General features: G+C 61.9%; 14 protein-coding genes, 1 tRNA gene and 1 pseudogene. 8 read left to right on the forward strand and 8 right to left on the reverse strand.

The window, feature by feature from the left end:
• Positions 1-56: 56 nt before the first annotated feature.
• Both ctaD and coxB read right to left on the reverse strand, forming a co-directional pair.
• The gene (gene ctaD / locus LC298_RS14690) at positions 57-1712 is read right to left on the reverse strand and encodes a cytochrome c oxidase subunit I (RefSeq protein ID WP_131569747.1); all 1656 of its coding nucleotides are present in this window, start codon (positions 1710-1712) and stop codon (positions 57-59) included.
• Between the two features lie 40 nt (positions 1713-1752).
• Positions 1753-2646 (reverse strand): cytochrome c oxidase subunit II, encoded by an 894-nt coding sequence (coxB, locus tag LC298_RS14695; RefSeq protein WP_131569745.1) that lies wholly within the window; start codon positions 2644-2646, stop codon positions 1753-1755.
• Between the two features lie 293 nt (positions 2647-2939).
• Here coxB and LC298_RS14700 point away from each other — a divergent pair, with 293 nt between their 5' ends.
• From LC298_RS14700 to tldD, 3 genes are all read left to right on the forward strand, one after another.
• Positions 2940-3443 (forward strand): invasion associated locus B family protein, encoded by a 504-nt coding sequence (locus LC298_RS14700; protein ID WP_199223304.1) that lies wholly within the window; start codon positions 2940-2942, stop codon positions 3441-3443.
• 70 nt (positions 3444-3513) lie between these two features.
• Positions 3514-5718, forward strand: coding sequence for an SGNH/GDSL hydrolase family protein (locus LC298_RS14705; protein ID WP_131569743.1), 2205 nt, complete (start codon positions 3514-3516; stop codon positions 5716-5718).
• A 68-nt stretch (positions 5719-5786) separates the two neighbouring features.
• Positions 5787-7220 (forward strand): metalloprotease TldD, encoded by a 1434-nt coding sequence (gene tldD / locus LC298_RS14710; RefSeq protein WP_131569741.1) that lies wholly within the window; start codon positions 5787-5789, stop codon positions 7218-7220.
• Between the two features lie 108 nt (positions 7221-7328).
• On the opposite strand, the gene LC298_RS14715 is transcribed toward tldD, so the two are convergent.
• Entirely contained in the window at positions 7329-7565 is a 237-nt protein-coding gene (locus LC298_RS14715) for a hypothetical protein (RefSeq protein ID WP_131569739.1), read from the reverse strand.
• Positions 7566-8243: 678 nt separating this feature from the next.
• On the opposite strand from LC298_RS14715, the gene LC298_RS14720 reads away from it, so the two are divergent.
• The 3 genes from LC298_RS14720 (at position 8244) to LC298_RS14730 (ending at position 9311) form a co-directional block, all read left to right on the forward strand.
• The gene (locus tag LC298_RS14720) at positions 8244-8633 is read left to right on the forward strand and encodes a DUF302 domain-containing protein (protein ID WP_131569737.1); all 390 of its coding nucleotides are present in this window, start codon (positions 8244-8246) and stop codon (positions 8631-8633) included.
• Positions 8634-8715: 82 nt separating this feature from the next.
• The gene (locus LC298_RS14725; RefSeq protein WP_131569735.1) at positions 8716-9171 is read left to right on the forward strand and encodes a CopD family protein; all 456 of its coding nucleotides are present in this window, start codon (positions 8716-8718) and stop codon (positions 9169-9171) included.
• A gap of 65 nt (positions 9172-9236) precedes the next feature.
• Positions 9237-9311, forward strand: a tRNA-Glu gene (locus tag LC298_RS14730).
• A 28-nt stretch (positions 9312-9339) separates the two neighbouring features.
• On the opposite strand, the gene LC298_RS14735 is transcribed toward LC298_RS14730, so the two are convergent.
• The 5 genes and pseudogenes from LC298_RS14735 to pdxH all read right to left on the reverse strand — a co-directional run bounded on the left by LC298_RS14735 (position 9340) and on the right by pdxH (position 13575).
• Positions 9340-10692: a mechanosensitive ion channel family protein gene (locus LC298_RS14735; protein ID WP_199223303.1), complete on the reverse strand. Its 1353-nt coding sequence runs from the start codon at positions 10690-10692 to the stop codon at positions 9340-9342.
• A gap of 132 nt (positions 10693-10824) precedes the next feature.
• Entirely contained in the window at positions 10825-11139 is a 315-nt protein-coding gene (locus tag LC298_RS14740; RefSeq protein WP_131569730.1) for a hypothetical protein, read from the reverse strand.
• 128 nt (positions 11140-11267) lie between these two features.
• A pseudogene (locus LC298_RS14745) lies at positions 11268-11447 on the reverse strand (hypothetical protein); the annotation flags it as partial.
• 88 nt (positions 11448-11535) lie between these two features.
• Positions 11536-12717, reverse strand: coding sequence for a coiled-coil domain-containing protein (locus LC298_RS14750; protein ID WP_131569726.1), 1182 nt, complete (start codon positions 12715-12717; stop codon positions 11536-11538).
• A 237-nt stretch (positions 12718-12954) separates the two neighbouring features.
• Entirely contained in the window at positions 12955-13575 is a 621-nt protein-coding gene (gene pdxH, locus LC298_RS14755; protein ID WP_131569723.1) for a pyridoxamine 5'-phosphate oxidase, read from the reverse strand.
• Positions 13576-13704: 129 nt separating this feature from the next.
• On the opposite strand from pdxH, the gene LC298_RS14760 reads away from it, so the two are divergent.
• Together LC298_RS14760 and LC298_RS14765 are read left to right on the forward strand one after the other, a co-directional pair.
• Positions 13705-14142, forward strand: coding sequence for an RT0821/Lpp0805 family surface protein (locus LC298_RS14760; protein ID WP_223385687.1), 438 nt, complete (start codon positions 13705-13707; stop codon positions 14140-14142).
• A gap of 93 nt (positions 14143-14235) precedes the next feature.
• Positions 14236-15189 carry a DnaJ C-terminal domain-containing protein gene (locus LC298_RS14765; RefSeq protein WP_131569719.1) on the forward strand — a complete coding sequence of 318 codons (954 nt, stop codon included), beginning with the start codon at positions 14236-14238 and terminating at the stop codon, positions 15187-15189.
• The last annotated feature ends 97 nt before the right edge of the window (positions 15190-15286 follow it).

Consider the following 15286-nt stretch of genomic DNA (forward strand, 5'->3'; position numbering starts at 1 on the left):
CCGCTGCCCGATGCGTATAGCACCGGGCAGCCATTTCTCTCAATCCGGGCCGCGCGTCACTTGATGCGCGGAAGCTGCTCCCACTGGTGGTAGGGCGGCGGCGACGACAGCTGCCACTCCAGCGTCGTTGCGCCCTCGCCCCACGGGTTGGCGCCCGCCTCGCGCTTGCGCGCAAACGCCTCGAACACGCCGTAAAGGAAGATCAGCACGCCAATCGCCGACAGGTAGGAACCGTATGAGGATACCATGTTCCAGCCGGCGAAAGCGTCCGGATAGTCGATGTAGCGGCGCGGCATGCCCGAAACGCCGAGGAAGTGCTGCGGGAAGAAGATCAGGTTCACACCCACGAAAGTCACCCAGAAGTGGATGCGCGCGATCGTCGAATTGTACATCAGGCCCGTCATCTTCGGGAACCAGTAGTACCAGCCTGCGAAGATCGCGAAGACTGCGCCCAGTGACAGCACGTAGTGGAAATGCGCGACGACGAAATAGGTGTCGTGCAGCGAGCGGTCGAGACCGGCATTGGCGAGCTGAACGCCCGTCACGCCGCCCAGCGTGAACAGGAAGATGAAGCCGATCGCCCACAGCATGGGGGTGCGCATCTCCAGGGAGCCGCCCCACATGGTGGCAATCCAGGAGAAGATCTTCACGCCCGTCGGCACCGCGATCACCATCGTCGCGAAGACGAAATAGCGCTGCGTGTCGAGGGACAGGCCGACCGTGTACATGTGGTGTGCCCAGACGATGAAGCCGACCACGCCGATGGCGACCATGGCGTAGGCCATCCCGAGATAGCCGAAGACCGGTTTGCGCGAGAAGGTCGACACGATGTGGCTGATGATGCCGAAGGCCGGCAGGATCAGGATATAGACTTCCGGGTGGCCGAAGAACCAGAACAGGTGCTGGAACAGGATCGGGTCGCCGCCGCCGTCCGGAGAGAAGAAGGTCGTGCCGAAATTGCGGTCGGTCAGAAGCATGGTGATGCCGCCTGCCAGAACCGGCAGCGACAAGAGCAGCAGGAACGCCGTCACCAGCACCGACCAGGCAAACAACGGCATCTTGTGCAGGGTCATGCCCGGCGCGCGCATGTTGAAGATGGTGGTGATGAAGTTGATCGCGCCCAGAATCGACGACGCGCCGGCGATATGCAGGGACAGAATGGCGAAATCCATCGCCGGGCCGGGCTGACCGGTCGTCGAGAGCGGCGGATAGATCGTCCAGCCGCCGCCGACGCCGAACGAACCGGGCGCGGAGGGCATGAACATCGAGATGAACAGCAGGATCAGGGCCGGCGGCAGCAGCCAGAACGAGATGTTGTTCATCCGCGGGAAGGCCATGTCGGGCGCGCCGATCATGATCGGTACCATCCAGTTGGCGAAGCCGCCGATCAGCGCCGGCATGACCATGAAGAAGATCATGATCAGACCGTGACCGGTGGTGAACACGTTGTACATGTGCTTGCCGGCATCGATCGCCGAATCGCCGTCGACGCCGTAGACCATCGAGGCAAGCCCATGGAAGATCTGGATGCCCGGCTCCGCCAGTTCCCAGCGCATCATCACGGACAGAAAGCCGCCGAACACGCCCGCGAAGATCGCGAAGATCAGATAGAGCGTGCCGATGTCCTTGTGGTTGGTGGAAAACATCCAGCGGCGCACGAAGCCTTGCGGCTTGTGGTCGGCGTGGGCGTCATGTGCGAAAGTTCCGGCCATGTCTTTTACATGCTCCTAAGCAATTCGTTGCGGCGCGCCGTTACTGGGCGGCGGCCAGCTTGCGCTGCGCGTCGAGGGCAGCCATCAGGCTCTGGTTGGCTGCGCCGACATCGTCGCGCGCGGCCGTCAGCCAAGTGTCATACTGATCGCGCGAGACGACCCGCACCGCGATCGGCATGAAGGCATGGTCCTTGCCGCAGAGCTCCGAGCACTGGCCGTAATAGAGCCCCTCGACCTCGGCCTTGAACCATGTCTCGTTAAGACGGCCCGGCACCGCGTCCATCTTTACGCCGAAGGCGGGAATGGTCCACGAATGCAGGACGTCGCCGGCCGTGACCAGCATGCGCACGGTGGTGTCGACCGGAACGACGATCTCGTTATCGACGGCGAGCAGGCGCGGATAGGCCGCCATGTCCTCCTTGCCGGCGGCGGCGCGCTCGTCCTCTCCGAGCATGTAGGATTCGAACGCCACTTCCTCGGCGTCGTCGCCCTCGCCCGCCTGATATTCGTAGCCCCAGTACCACTGGTAACCCGTCGCCTTGATGGTGAGTTCGGGCTCGCTCGGCGGCGAGAACTGTGCCGAAAGGAGTTGGAAGGACGGCACCGCGAGCAGCAGCAGGATGAACACCGGCCCGACTGTCCAGATGACCTCGATCAGCGTGTTGTGGCTGGTGCGCGACGGATTGGGATTGGAACGCTTGTTGAACCGCCACATGACATAGGCCAGCAGCCCCATCACCAGCAGCACGATCGGCACCATGAAGATCATGGTGTAGTTTCCGAACCAAGCGATCTCGCTCATGATATCGGTCGCGGCCGGCTGGAAGGTCATCTCCCAGGGCTTCGGCTGCGCCGCAAGGGCGGTGCCCGCAGACGCGATGGTGGCGATTGAAACCATGCCCGCCAGCCGGGCGATATTCTTCAGCACGTTCATACTCCCAATAAGAAGTCGGCCGTCTCCGGCCGCACGGGGCTCGCGCCCGTCACGGGGCGTATCAATCACAACCCGTTATCCGGCGCAACTGGAACGCAAGTCGAAACCATGCGTCATTTTTGCGCGCATCCGCGTCGACGAGGCGATTCCGGCACAATCTTGAACTTGCCGTGTTTCCAACACCATGGGCTGGCTGCATCGCACGTTTCAATTTGGCCGCATTCGTCCTAGAAACGTTTCGATTTCGAATCGGCCGGCCCGCTGCCTTTCGCTTAGGGCTCATGAGGAACCGTATGAAACGCTTGATATTTTCTGTTCTGGGCGCGGCCGCGCTGTTCGGCCTCGCCAACACTCCGGCAGCCGCGCAGCAGGGCGCGGTGCGCGCCACCCACGGCGCGTGGTCCATCGTCTGCGACACGCCGCCCGGCGCGACCTCGGAGCAATGCGTGCTGATGCAGAACGTGGTCGCCGCCGACCGCGAGGAGTTCGGGCTATCCGTCGTCGTCCTGAAGACCGCGGACAGAAAGGCGCAGATCCTGCGCGTGCTGGCGCCGCTCGGCGTGCTGCTGCCGAACGGGTTGGGACTCAATATCGACGGCCAGGACATCGGTCGCGCCTATTTTGTGCGCTGTTTCACCGATGGCTGCTATGCCGAAGTAATTCTCGAGGAATCACTGGTGAAAAACCTGTCGGAGGGCACGGACGCCACGTTCTATGTCTTCCAGACGCCTGAAGAAGGCATCGGCATCTCCGTCGACCTCAACGGCTTCGAAGACGGCTACAAGGCTTTGCCGTAGGAAACCCGTCCCGATTTTGACATCCGCGCGGACCTGCCCGTAGATTCACTCTCCCACGGGAGGGAATACTATGCGCGCGCACTTTATGACCGCCTTCTTTCTTTATTGTATTGCGGGGTCGGGCGCTCAATCCGCCGAGATCGATTGGACGGTCGACCAACCCTTCCGCTTCCTCAGGTTCAAGTCGGACCATTTGATTCACGAGATGGCGTTTGACGATGCCTCTACTCTCCCCTCCTTCCGGAACCGCCGTGTCAGCCTGATGGAGTCACTGCTCAACGACCCGGCCTGGTGGGAGAGCGCCAACACGACCTTCGGGGGGAGCCCGAGAAATCTAATGGAGAGGCTGCGCGGCGCCGAGAAACGGACGCCGGAATCAGTGGATGCGCGGCTCGGCTGGTCCTCATTGCTGCTCAACCGGCCAAATGCGGGCATCTACGAAGCGACCTGCTGGAATGCGCTCACTCAGAGTTTCTACTTCTGCCAAAGCGATGAGGGTGGAATCTCGGGGCCCAACGAGTACGCGATTCCACGCCATCACTTCGTAACCGTGCGTGTCGCTCAGGCCGATCCCGACACCGACTGCACGCTAATAATCGAGACGCCGCTGACGGCGAAATACGGATTTCTGGAGGACGGCCGCAAGACGCAAAGCCGGGAGAGCGCAGAATGGAGCGGAAAATGCGCCGATCCGGCAGTGCTGCGCATTCGCTATGGCGAAGCCTACACATTATCGGGCACCGCAGACGGCGAGGATCTGGAGCCGGAGGTCGTGGAAGTTCGCGATATCCTGATCGCCAGCATGGGCGACTCGTTCTCCTCCGGCGAAGGCAACCCCGATTTGCCGGCCACGCTCGATCCCGTAGTTACGGTCAAACCCCGCTATGAACCTGTGAACGGGGGCACCGAGCGGCAATTCGGGGTGCCCAGACGTCTGGCGCGGCCTGACGGCAGCATTGCCGAATTCTCCAGCGCACGCTGGCTGGACCGCCGCTGCCACCGCTCGATGTACAGCGCGCATACGCGCGCGGCGATCGCGCTCGCTCTTTCCGGCGACCGCCGCCATGCCGTTACCTATATGAGCGTGTCGTGCTCCGGCGCGGAAATCACCGACGGCGTGTTCTGGCCGCAGGACGGACGTGAATGCACGACGCCGGCGGCTGGCGGCACGCGCTACCTGCAGCCGCAGATCAGCGCTCTCGTCGGAGCCCTCGGCCAGGAGCCCGGTGAGGGGGCGAATTATCGCCGATTTCCGAACCGGCTCGAACCGGCCGACAGGTATTTCGATGCCGTGCTCGACCGCCTAGAAGGCGGTACGATCGCAATCCGCAACGATCTCGGTTACTGCAACATTCGCGGCGGATGGCCCGGATTGACGCCGATGCGCCGGGATCCGTATTTGCGGACGGCCGGGTTCGAGCGGGAAATCGATCTTCTGATGCTCAGCATTGGCGGGAACGACATGGGCTTCGCGCCGCTTGTCACCAGCATCGTGCTGCGGTCCGGCTTCACCGATACGCTGTTCGGCGATCTTATGAGCAGCGCCTACGCAACGGCGGCCGGCGGGATCGACCTGAACGATGCGCAGAGGAATATCAATTCACTGGACGGTCGCTACGAGATGCTGGCGGAGGCGATCGGCTCCAAACTCGAGATCGACGACCCCGGTGATGTGCTGATCACCGCCTACCCGTCACCGGCCTTCGATGAAAACGGCAGGCTCTGCGATTCGGGACGCCTCGGCATGAATGCGTCACGGTTCTTCGACCTCGCCGGCCCCGGCGAGCCGCGCGGCAAGGCCGATATCGCGGAGGCGCAGGACATAGTCGAGAAACTGAACGAAAAGATAGGCCGGATGGCTGATCGGCACGGTTTCACTTATATCGACGGATATTCCGAGCGCTTCCGCAAGCACGGGTTGTGTGCCGCCAGGCCCGGATCGACGGCAGCCGCCGAGGAGTTCGACCTTCCGCACAAGCTGGAAGCCACGTCAGAATGGCAGGGATTCGATCCGGTTACCGACTTCCGGCCCTATGCAAAACGGCAGCGATGGTTCCGGACTTTCAACGATTCCTACCTGGCCATGTATCACTTCAAGGGGCACGCCTATGACGAACGGCCGGTCGACACCGGCAATGCGATGTATCTTGCCTTTCGCACCCTTGGCGGGCCTGTTCATCCGAGCGCCGAGGGACATGCGGCGATTGCCGACGAGATCTATTGCGCGGCCGCCCTGCGCCTGTTTCCGGATCAACCCGACGCCCTGTGCGATTAGCCGAGTTGCGCCCGGTTGCCCGCCGCCCCGCAGGTGCCTACATGACATCGCGACCCAAAGGAGATGTCATGAGCGCCGAAACGACTGCCGTTCCAGACCTGATCAATTCGTTCGACGTGTCGAAGGAGAGCCTTCAGGGACTCGTCGCGGAAACGCTGGCGAAGGCCGACGACGGCGAATTGTTTCTCGAACACGCCGAATCCGAAACGCTGATGTTCGACAACGGCCGGCTGAAGACCGGTTCGTTCAACACCGGGCGCGGATTCGGCCTGCGCGCCGTCGCCGGTGAGGCTGTCGGCTATGCCGAATCGGGAGAACTCTCCCTCGCCGCGCTGAAACGGGCGTCCGACGCGGTCGGCGCTGTCACCACCGGCCATTCGGGTGCCTATTCCGACGCGCCGCCGCGCACCAACCGCAAGCTCTACGGCGACGGCAACCCGATTGGTGAACCGTCCTTCGAGGCCAAGGTGAAGCTGCTGACGGAAATCGATGCCTATCTGCGCAACAAGGATCCGCGCGTCCGTCAGGTCACCGCTTCGCTCTCTGCCTCCTGGCAGGTCGTCGAGATCCTGCGCGCCGACGGCCATTTCGCCAAGGACATAAGGCCTCTCACCCGCGTTAACATCTCGGTCGTCGTCGGCGACGGCGACCGCCAGGAAACCGGCTCGCACGGGATGGGCGGACGCCAGGCCTTTGGCGAGTTCGTGGCCACCGACCGCTGGCAGTACGGTGCCGACGAGGCACTCCGCCAGGCGCTGGTCAATCTTGATGCAAAGCCCGCTCCGGCCGGCACCTTTGACATCGTGCTCGGCAATGGCTGGCCCGGCGTAATGCTGCACGAGGCCGTCGGGCACGGGCTCGAGGGCGACTTCAACCGCAAGGGAACATCGGCCTTCGCGGGGCTGATGGGCGAGCAGGTCGCCGCGCGGGGCGTCACGGTGGTCGACGACGGCACGATCGAAACCCGGCGCGGCTCGCTGTCCATCGACGACGAGGGCACGCCGTCCGGCTACAATGTGCTGATCGAGGACGGCAAGCTCACCGGCTACATGCAGGACCGGCAGAACGCGCGGCTGATGGGCGTCAAGCCGACCGGCAACGGTCGCCGCCAGTCCTACGCTCACGTGCCGATGCCGCGCATGACCAACACCTACATGCTCGGCGGCGACAAGACGCCGGAGGAGATCATCGCCTCGGTCGACAAGGGCCTCTATGCCGTCTCGTTCGGCGGCGGACAGGTCGACATCACGTCCGGCAAGTTCGTGTTCGGATGCACCGAGGCCTACATGATCGAGAACGGCAAGGTGAGTTACCCGGTCAAGGGCGCGATGCTGATCGGCAACGGGCCGGACGCGATGCACCGCGTCTCCATGGTCGGCAACGACATGGCGCTCGATACCGGCATCGGCATGTGCGGGAAGGCCGGTCAGGGCGTGCCGGTCGGGGTCGGCCAGCCGCATCTCCGCATGGACGCCATGACCGTCGGCGGCACCGAGCGGTAGGCGGCGCAGTTACAGACAGTTTTCCGTATTGTGTCTGTAATCGCCGCATCGCGCTGAAGTTCAAAATTACGTCTTGCTTGTCCTTGCCCCGGCGCGCGGTTGTGGCAGTCAGCCTTTTCCCTTGTGCATCCGGTCGAAGGCGGTCTTCAGCTTGAGCCCGAGATGCCGGGCGGCCTCGCCAACTTCCTCTGCGCTCTTGTCGAGCTGTGATCGCGAAACGAATTTATCCCATTCGTGCGTGAGTTCGTCCCACTCCTCCTTCGCCTCCATTGAGGCGAGGTGCAATTGCAAGCGTAGTTCGTCACGCCGGTGCGCCAGTTCATCCTGAATCGACTTGTCGGTCATGTATGTCTCCTGAGCCATCTCTTGGTCGGGTCACCCAACATTGCCGATCGGCTGCCGACCGACATTGATCTTGGACAAGCCTGCCGCGCCGCGAGACGGAGCCTCGCAGGGCGGAGAAGAATTCCGGGACGTTGATAAGTTTTTTGACTATTTCCTCTAACCCTTTGTCCCGTCTCGTTATTTCAATTTTTCTACCGAAAACTTATCCACACCTCTGAGACCTCGTGCATACTTGCCGGACGTTCCTCCACGGGAAGCCGGGTCTAGAACCGGACGATCAGGCGGAGGGATGCGGTGCCGGCCGGGGAACGCAAGAAGGTATGCGGCCTGGCAAGAGCTTACGGCCGGGCCCTAGCCTTCAGCTTTTCGGCCGGTCCCACGGGACCGCGAGCCGTGGCCGGGAGGCGGGTGAGAACACCGGCGGGCGGTCGATCCGATCGCACCAAACATATTCATAGAAGCGAGACGACGACCGCCCGCTTCCCATGTTATTTGCAAACTCACGGCGGCTCCGTTGCGCGTGAACGCCTCCGCACGGACGGACACGGACAACGGCTTGCCGCTTTCGAAGAGGCCCGGATAGCGGCCTGCCGCTTACGAAAGAGAAACCAACGGCGGCTTGCCGTCACATTCACACATTCCTATATGTTTCGCTCCATCCCAACCCGAGAGGCCGTTATGAGCTACACGATCGACCGTACCTTCACCGGAGAAAGCTTCGACAAGATCGTCGAGCGCACCCGCGCCGCGCTGGGCGACAAGGGCTTCGGGGTCCTGACCGAGATCGACGTCAAGGCGACGATGAAGAAGAAGATCGACGTGGACCTGCCCGATTATCTCATCCTCGGCGCCTGCAACCCCAAGATGGCGAACGAGGCAATCAAGCTGGAGCCGCAGGTCGGCGCGATGCTTCCCTGCAACGTCATCGTTCGCTCGACCGGCGATAGCGAGGTCATGGTCTCGGCCATCGATCCGGTTTCCTCAATGCAGGCCATCCCCAATGATGAACTGAAGTCGCTCGCTGGCCAGGTGCGCGACATGCTGGGCGAGGCCGTTACGGAGATCTGAACAGGCACGCGGTGGCCCTCTTCCGTTGTCTTGACCTTCGGACACAGACGCGGTCTCTGGACCGCGAACCGGAGGGCAAGCGATGACGATGATACTGATTGCGGCGCATCTGCTCGCGGCGGTATTCTGGGTCGGCGGGATGGCCTTTGCCTATCTGATCCTGCGTCCGGCGGCCGGCCCCTTGGAGCCGCCCGCGCGGCTCGGCCTCTGGCGGCGGGTCTTCGGGCAATTCCTGCCATGGGCGGGGATTGCCGCTCTGACGCTCATCGCCACCGGTTTTGCCATGATTTTCACGGTTTTCGGCGGTTTTTCGGGAGCGCCGGTCCAGGTGCACCTGATGCTGACAATCGGCCTGGCGATGGCGGCGATTTATCTCTACCTCGTCATGCGCCCCTGGCAGCGCTTCAGGAAGGCGGTCGATAGCGGGGCGATCGCCGACGCCGCCGACGCGCTTGGTGCAATCCGGAAACTCGTGGCGCTTAACCTGACGCTCGGCGTCCTGGTCGTCGCGATCGCGTCGGCCGGTCGGTACGCCTAGCGCGATTGAAAACGGGGCGGCCGCGGCTTATATCGGAACGGTTCGGGGCAATCCCGATGACCGGCGCTCCCATCGTCTAGCGGTCAGGACGCCGCCCTCTCACGGCGGAAACACGGGTTCGATTCCCGTTGGGAGTACCAGCCTCGCCCCGAAGCCCGGCCTTACCGGCTATCCGGGTATCTCGTTCGGCGCACTATCATCAAGCAGGTCCTTCGGGGCTGCCTCGGCGCGTTCCGCGTCCACTTTCTGGACAACCGCCGTGTCAGGGGTGGTGTCGCTTGCGTTCTTGGTTTCCGGTGCGCCCGCCTCTCCGCCCGGTTTCGACACATCCGCGACCGCGGCCGCCTGCTTCCCGTCCAGCGACGGAGGCGTGTCGAAACGCAGCCGGTAAATCGGTTCCGGCAATGTAAAGCCCGTTTCCTCGAGGCGAAGCTTCACGAGCCGCATGGCCTCGGAACGCGCCTTGACGAAGTCAGTCGATTTCTGATCGATCCACCCGGCAAAGGTCAGCACGACGTTGGAGTCCCCGACCTCCTCTATCCAGGCGTCGGCGCGCGGATCGGCCAGAACGAAATCGAGCTTGCGCAATTGCTCTGTTCCGACCGCCAGCGCCCGTTCGAGGTTGCTCTCGGCGTCGACGCCGAGGCGAAAGAGAAACCGGCGCTGCGGGTTACGGCTGAAATTGGTGATGTTGCTTTTGAAGACGGTCGCGTTGGGAATTCGGATGTGATTGCCGTCGTGATCGAGAAGTATGGTGGCACGCGAGGTCAGGCCGATGACGAACCCCTCGTAACTCTCGATGAGGATGTAATCCTTGGGCCGGAACGGCTGGCGGATCGAAAGCAGGATCGAGGCGATGTAGTTCTCCACCGTGTCCCGCACCGCGAAGCCGATCGCGAGACCTGCGATACCGGCGGCACCGAGAATGGTTCCGAGAAATGCGGTCGCGTCGAGGATGTCGAGCGCCAGGACCGCGCCGAGAACAAGGAAGGCCAGCCGGACGAGCTGGCGCAGGAGATCGGCGATGAAGGCATTGGGCGCCACGCGCCTCCAAGGCCAATCACGTCCCGCAATAAACAACCCTCCGGCGAACACCAGCGCGCCGGAAACGGCGGCAACGGCGAACAGCGGCAGATATCCGACAGTTCGCAGTGCGCGCTGAGCCAGCCGGTCATAAACCGGGGTCAAACGCTCGGACACCGACGTTGCCTCGGAAATCTCGTTGGAAACGGCCACTACCCCATTTACGCGGTTCGCAAGTTCCGTCGCCTGATCTCTCAGGGAGGCTTCCGCGACGCTGCCGTGGAGAGTCACCACACCGGCCCGCACGGTCGCGGAAACGGCCTGCAACCCGTCGATCTCGTCAAGGATGCCCTCTATGCGCGCGTCGATTTCGGCGTCCGAGACAGTTTCCCTGCCAGTGGAGATTGCCTCGCCCTGTTGCGCTGCAACTGGAGACGCTACCCCGAGAAACGCGAGGAAGACTAGTAAGGCAAGGCGAGGCCGGCTGGGGAACTGCATGTCAGCCATCCGGTTGGCGTGAGACTGCGGATTTGTCAGCGGTCTGCTGGCGAGGCCGAGGCCAGGGACCAGTCCCTACACAGAAAGCCGGGCGCATACCCGGCCTTGCGTTTTCATGAAACTCTTTCTCGTTCAAGCGTCGTCGGCGAAGGCCGCTTCAACACGAACGGCAATTTCGGCGCTGTCGTTTTGGCGCGGTTCTATGTACAGATTGCCCACACGGTCGACACGCCAGTCGAACGATACAGTGGTGGCCGTCTCCCGCGGAAGTTCGAAGCACTCGGCGACCGCGACCGGATAACCGTCGATCTGGCGAATGCGCGGATCGATATCACTCTCACAGGCCTCGATATTGGCGTACTGAGGTGTAGGCTCCGGCACCTGGCGGCACACCATCATCGCGTCGTCGCATCCCAGGATCATCATCACGGCAACAAGCGGTTCCATTCGTTGCACTCCTTTCACGTGGTGTAACGGAGGCAACAGAAATTGGTTCCAGGGGGGTTGACAGAACTTTTTTATGCCTGATCGGCGGTTCGCGAGGAGCCTGCCGGACGCTTGTGGCCCGCGCGGATGAACTCGCGGTCAAGCCGCTCTTCAAGCGCAACGAGGTCGGCGGGAAGCGGCTGCCCCGTCGCTTTCATCCGGTTGAGTTCCTGATGGATCTGTTCGAGCAGTTCGTGATTGTCTTCGGGCTGGTTCTCCATCTCGGAGAACAGCATATTAAGCCGTGTAATCCACTCTTCAAACGCCATCGCCGCAACTCCCGCATCCGTGGTCGTAAAAACCTATCACGGGAAAGGCGGGGCGTCTTGACCCTCGTCAAAACGCCCGGGCGAAGGATCAGGATTTCGCCGTGACCTTTGCGGGGGTCTTTGCCCGCGCTTTTCCATCTTTTCCATCTTTCGAAGGCTTTGCGGTTTCCACGCGGGAACGCTCCTTAGCCGGATCGAAAGACATCGACGGCGTCATGTCTTCGCTTAGCTCGTGACGCGACTTCGCCTGCCCTTCCGTACGGGCTTCGAGTTCCAGAATCCGCTGCTGTTTCAGACGAATGATCTCGTCGAATTCCTTGCGCCCGGACTCCAACTCGAACACCAATTCGTCGATGCGCGATTTCTGCTCGGTGCTCACGGTTTCAAGCGTGGCGTTGCGGCTTTTCAATTCCTCGAGGTCGATGGCCTTTTGCTTCCTGCTTTCCCGCATCTCCTCGAGCTCTTCGGTGAGCCGCGCGATTTCCTCGTCCTTTTGCCGGGCTTCGTCAGCGGTGACGCGTTCGCGTTCGCGGAGTTGCTCGAGCGACTGCCTCAGTTCGGAATGTTCGCTGACAGCGTTGTCGAGACGCTCGGCGAGCGACTCCCGGTCGCTCTCGAGACGGGAAATCTCGCCGCGCAAGCCGGATAGGTCGACACTCGCGACCCGCTTCTCCTCTGTGAGCCTCGCGAGGTTCGTGCGCGCCTGCTCATTGGATTCGCGCAAGGCGGCAATTTTCCCTTCAAGAAGTGCGATCCGCTTTTTTTGATCGTCCAGGGTGGACCGCATTTCCTGGTTCTTTCGGGAGATGCTCTCGCTGGCGATACGCAGCCTGTTGGCGTTAGCCTCCACCTTCTCAAGCCGCTTGAGGTCCCCTTCCGTCTTGTCCAGGTAGCCGGTGAGGATCGCGACCTGCTTGGTGAGCGACCCGAACAGCGTCGCCCCCTCGCGGACGCGCTGCTCGATATCGGCGCTCATCGCGCGTTTCCGCTTAATGTCGAGCAGCCGAACGGAATCTTCATTGCGCGGCGCTTCCGCCGTTTCTTCGGAATTCTGCGGCTCTTCTTCGTGCGCATGTCCGAATTCGCGCTCTATCTCCAGCGCAAGACTTTGTTCGAGTTTGTCCAATTCAACCATATCCAGATCGGAGCCACCGTTATCCGAGGCCATTACGTTCAGGCCGGCGGACTCCGCATCTGATGGTCCATTGCCTTCGACGGCCGGGATACTGGACTTGTGCGGCTCGTCAAGCAGTCTCGCGATCTTGTTCACAACTCAACTCCTGAAAATTCTGCGAGATTATCAAAGTCCTTAATATTCCGTAAACTTTCACACCGTCAAATAAACGCTGCGTTAATCGTTAAAATTAACCATCCAACCCTATGCGTTCGCGGCAGAATTTCGCATTTTATGAAACTTGTCTGCAAACTGGGTTCGGTAACAAGAAATTGCCTCTTTCTCTGGGGATCACGTCGAAACTTGCCGATGAGTGTTCCGCGCGTGACCCTTTCATGGGTAAAGCCGGGTCTTGGTCCAGACTTCTTCTTCCGGCTCCCGCTGAAACACGATCCGGTCGTGCAGCCGAAATGCGCCGTCCTTCCAGAACTCGATATAGACCGGCGCAATGCGAAAGCCCGACCAATGCGGCGGGCGGGGGATATCCCCGACAGCAAACTTCGCGGTGTACTTGGCGACCTCCTTTTCCAGCGCGAAACGGCTCTCCAGCGGGCGCGACTGCTTCGACGCCCACGCGCCGATGCGGCTGGCCCGGGCGCGCGAGGCAAAGTATTCGTCAGCTTCGGCGTCACTCACTTGTGCGACCGGCCCGCGGAGGCGCACCTGCCGGCGCAGGGACTTCCAGTGAAAACACATCGCCGCCTGCATGTTCTCGCGAAGTTCCTCGCCCTTCCGGCTCTCGAAATTCGTGTAGAATACGAACCCGCGCGCATCGAAACCTTTCAGCAATACCATCCGGACGTCGGGGAGGCCGTCGGCCCCGCACGTCGCCAGGGCCGCGGCGTTTGGATCGTTGGGCTCGGCCTCGCCAGCCTCGTCGAGCCAATCCCCAAACAGGGGCAACGGGTCCTGACGGGTCGTGAAGTCAGCTTTTCTTAACTCTGTTGAAGCCATTATTCCGCTCGGGACGCGGCGAACGTTACCGCTTTTGCTGGTTGATATTAGATGGACGGTGCAACGCAAACAACACTGGCTGACGGCTGCACGGTGCAACGTAGAGGGCGTGCCCTTACGTGCAAAGGTGTGCTGCTCCTTGTAATCGCGGTTCTCGGCGGCTGCAGCATGACCGGGCGCGGTCTGGAACAGGCCGCAACCGGCGCCGTCGCCCTTGCCGAGAGCCCGTATGTTACCCGAGACCCGTTCGTTACGGCCGACGACGCAGCAGGCGCGGAGCGGGATCGGATTCTCGACGAGGACACCATTCGCAACGCCGTGACGTCCGCGGATCTGGATGCCGAAGGAGATTCGACACTCTCCTGGGCCAACGCGTCGACCGGCTCGTCCGGCGACATATCGGGGATCGAGGAACGCGAGGTCGCTAGGCAAATCTGCCGAAAGTTTTCTGCCACCCGCGAAGCCTATGACGGCGTGACGCTTTATCAGGGGGACCTGTGCCTCGATCGCCGGACCGGGTGGTGGACGCGCATTTTGCAGCCGCGAAGCCTTGAACAGGTTGGTTGACGCAAAACCGCACCGCCACTGCGGAAATCTGGAATTCGGCCGGGGCCGTATCCATATATGGCCAGAATTGTGGAACGATAGCGCAAGAGTGTCATGAGAGACCCGTACACAGTGCTCGGCGTCGCAAAGACGGCCAGCGCTTCAGATATCAAGTCTGCCTACCGGAAGCTTGCCAAGAAGCACCATCCGGACAGCAACAAGAACGACCCGAAAGCGCAGGAGCGTTTCTCGGAAGTTTCGCGCGCCTACGAAATTCTGGGCGATGAGAAAAAACGAAAACAGTTCGACCGAGGCGAGATCGACGCCGAAGGTCGCGAGGCGTTCCACGGTTATCAGCGCGGCAACCCGTTCACCGGGTATGACGGATTCGACGAGGCCGAGGGCGTCCGGGGATTCCAGTTCCGGAGCCGGGCCGGCGGCGCCGAAGACATCCTGAGCGAACTGTTCGGATCCGCCTTCGGTGGTGCCCGCCGCGCGGGCGGAGCCTTTGCCGGAATGGACGGCGGTCCCGCAGGGGCTGCGCGCGCGAACGCGTCGGCCAAGCCGGCACGCGGAAAGGACATCGAAGCCGACCTGGTGGTTGGCGTTACCGACCTGCTGAGCGGCCAAAAGGCGCGCCTCAAACTACCGGATGGACGAACGGTGGCGGTGAGCGTGCCGAAAGGCGCGGTTGACGGGCAGGTCATTCGATTGAAGGGACAGGGGATGCCTGGCCCTGCCGGGCACCGCGGCGACGTGCTCGCCACGCTCCGGATCCGGCCCTCCGATGGAATGCGGTTGTCCGGGTCTGACCTTTTCGTCGACGTCGATGTTCCGCTTGAAACCGCAATCGGGGGCGGGAAGGTGTCACTCGCCCTACCGGATGGAAAGAAAGTCGCGTTAACTGTTCCAGCGTGGGCATCCTCGGGTCAGACGCTTCGTCTGAAGGGTAAAGGCCTGCCGAATGCGAAGGGTGGCCACGGCGATCTGTTTGCCGTTCTTCTCATCCAGTTGCCGGACGAAAAACGCGAGGCGCTGGAAGCGCTCTTCAAGAAAACCGAAGTCTGATCGTCCGCCAATCAGGTGTGATGAAGCTTGAAGGCGTCATTGTGCTGTGCGATATGCTCGCCGCATAACACGCACGACTTTCGACTTCAGGAACTAT

The organism is Oricola cellulosilytica (assembly GCF_019966575.1).
In the GTDB taxonomy this organism is placed as follows: Bacteria; Pseudomonadota; Alphaproteobacteria; order Rhizobiales; family Rhizobiaceae; genus Oricola; species Oricola cellulosilytica.

What these genes read in the sequence shown, in the direction of transcription:
- LC298_RS14720 (WP_131569737.1), top strand. Translation starts at nt 8,244, where the DNA reads ATGAGCTACACGATCGACCGTACCTTCACCGGAGAAAGCTTCGACAAG.
- ctaD (WP_131569747.1), bottom strand. Translation starts at nt 1,712, where the DNA reads ATGGCCGGAACTTTCGCACATGACGCCCACGCCGACCACAAGCCGCAA.
- LC298_RS14725 (WP_131569735.1), top strand. Translation starts at nt 8,716, where the DNA reads ATGACGATGATACTGATTGCGGCGCATCTGCTCGCGGCGGTATTCTGG.
- pdxH (WP_131569723.1), bottom strand. Translation starts at nt 13,575, where the DNA reads ATGGCTTCAACAGAGTTAAGAAAAGCTGACTTCACGACCCGTCAGGAC.
- LC298_RS14740 (WP_131569730.1), bottom strand. Translation starts at nt 11,139, where the DNA reads ATGGAACCGCTTGTTGCCGTGATGATGATCCTGGGATGCGACGACGCG.
- LC298_RS14700 (WP_199223304.1), top strand. Translation starts at nt 2,940, where the DNA reads ATGAAACGCTTGATATTTTCTGTTCTGGGCGCGGCCGCGCTGTTCGGC.
- coxB (WP_131569745.1), bottom strand. Translation starts at nt 2,646, where the DNA reads ATGAACGTGCTGAAGAATATCGCCCGGCTGGCGGGCATGGTTTCAATC.
- LC298_RS14715 (WP_131569739.1), bottom strand. Translation starts at nt 7,565, where the DNA reads ATGACCGACAAGTCGATTCAGGATGAACTGGCGCACCGGCGTGACGAA.
- LC298_RS14765 (WP_131569719.1), top strand. Translation starts at nt 14,236, where the DNA reads ATGAGAGACCCGTACACAGTGCTCGGCGTCGCAAAGACGGCCAGCGCT.
- tldD (WP_131569741.1), top strand. Translation starts at nt 5,787, where the DNA reads ATGAGCGCCGAAACGACTGCCGTTCCAGACCTGATCAATTCGTTCGAC.
- LC298_RS14705 (WP_131569743.1), top strand. Translation starts at nt 3,514, where the DNA reads ATGCGCGCGCACTTTATGACCGCCTTCTTTCTTTATTGTATTGCGGGG.
- LC298_RS14735 (WP_199223303.1), bottom strand. Translation starts at nt 10,692, where the DNA reads ATGCAGTTCCCCAGCCGGCCTCGCCTTGCCTTACTAGTCTTCCTCGCG.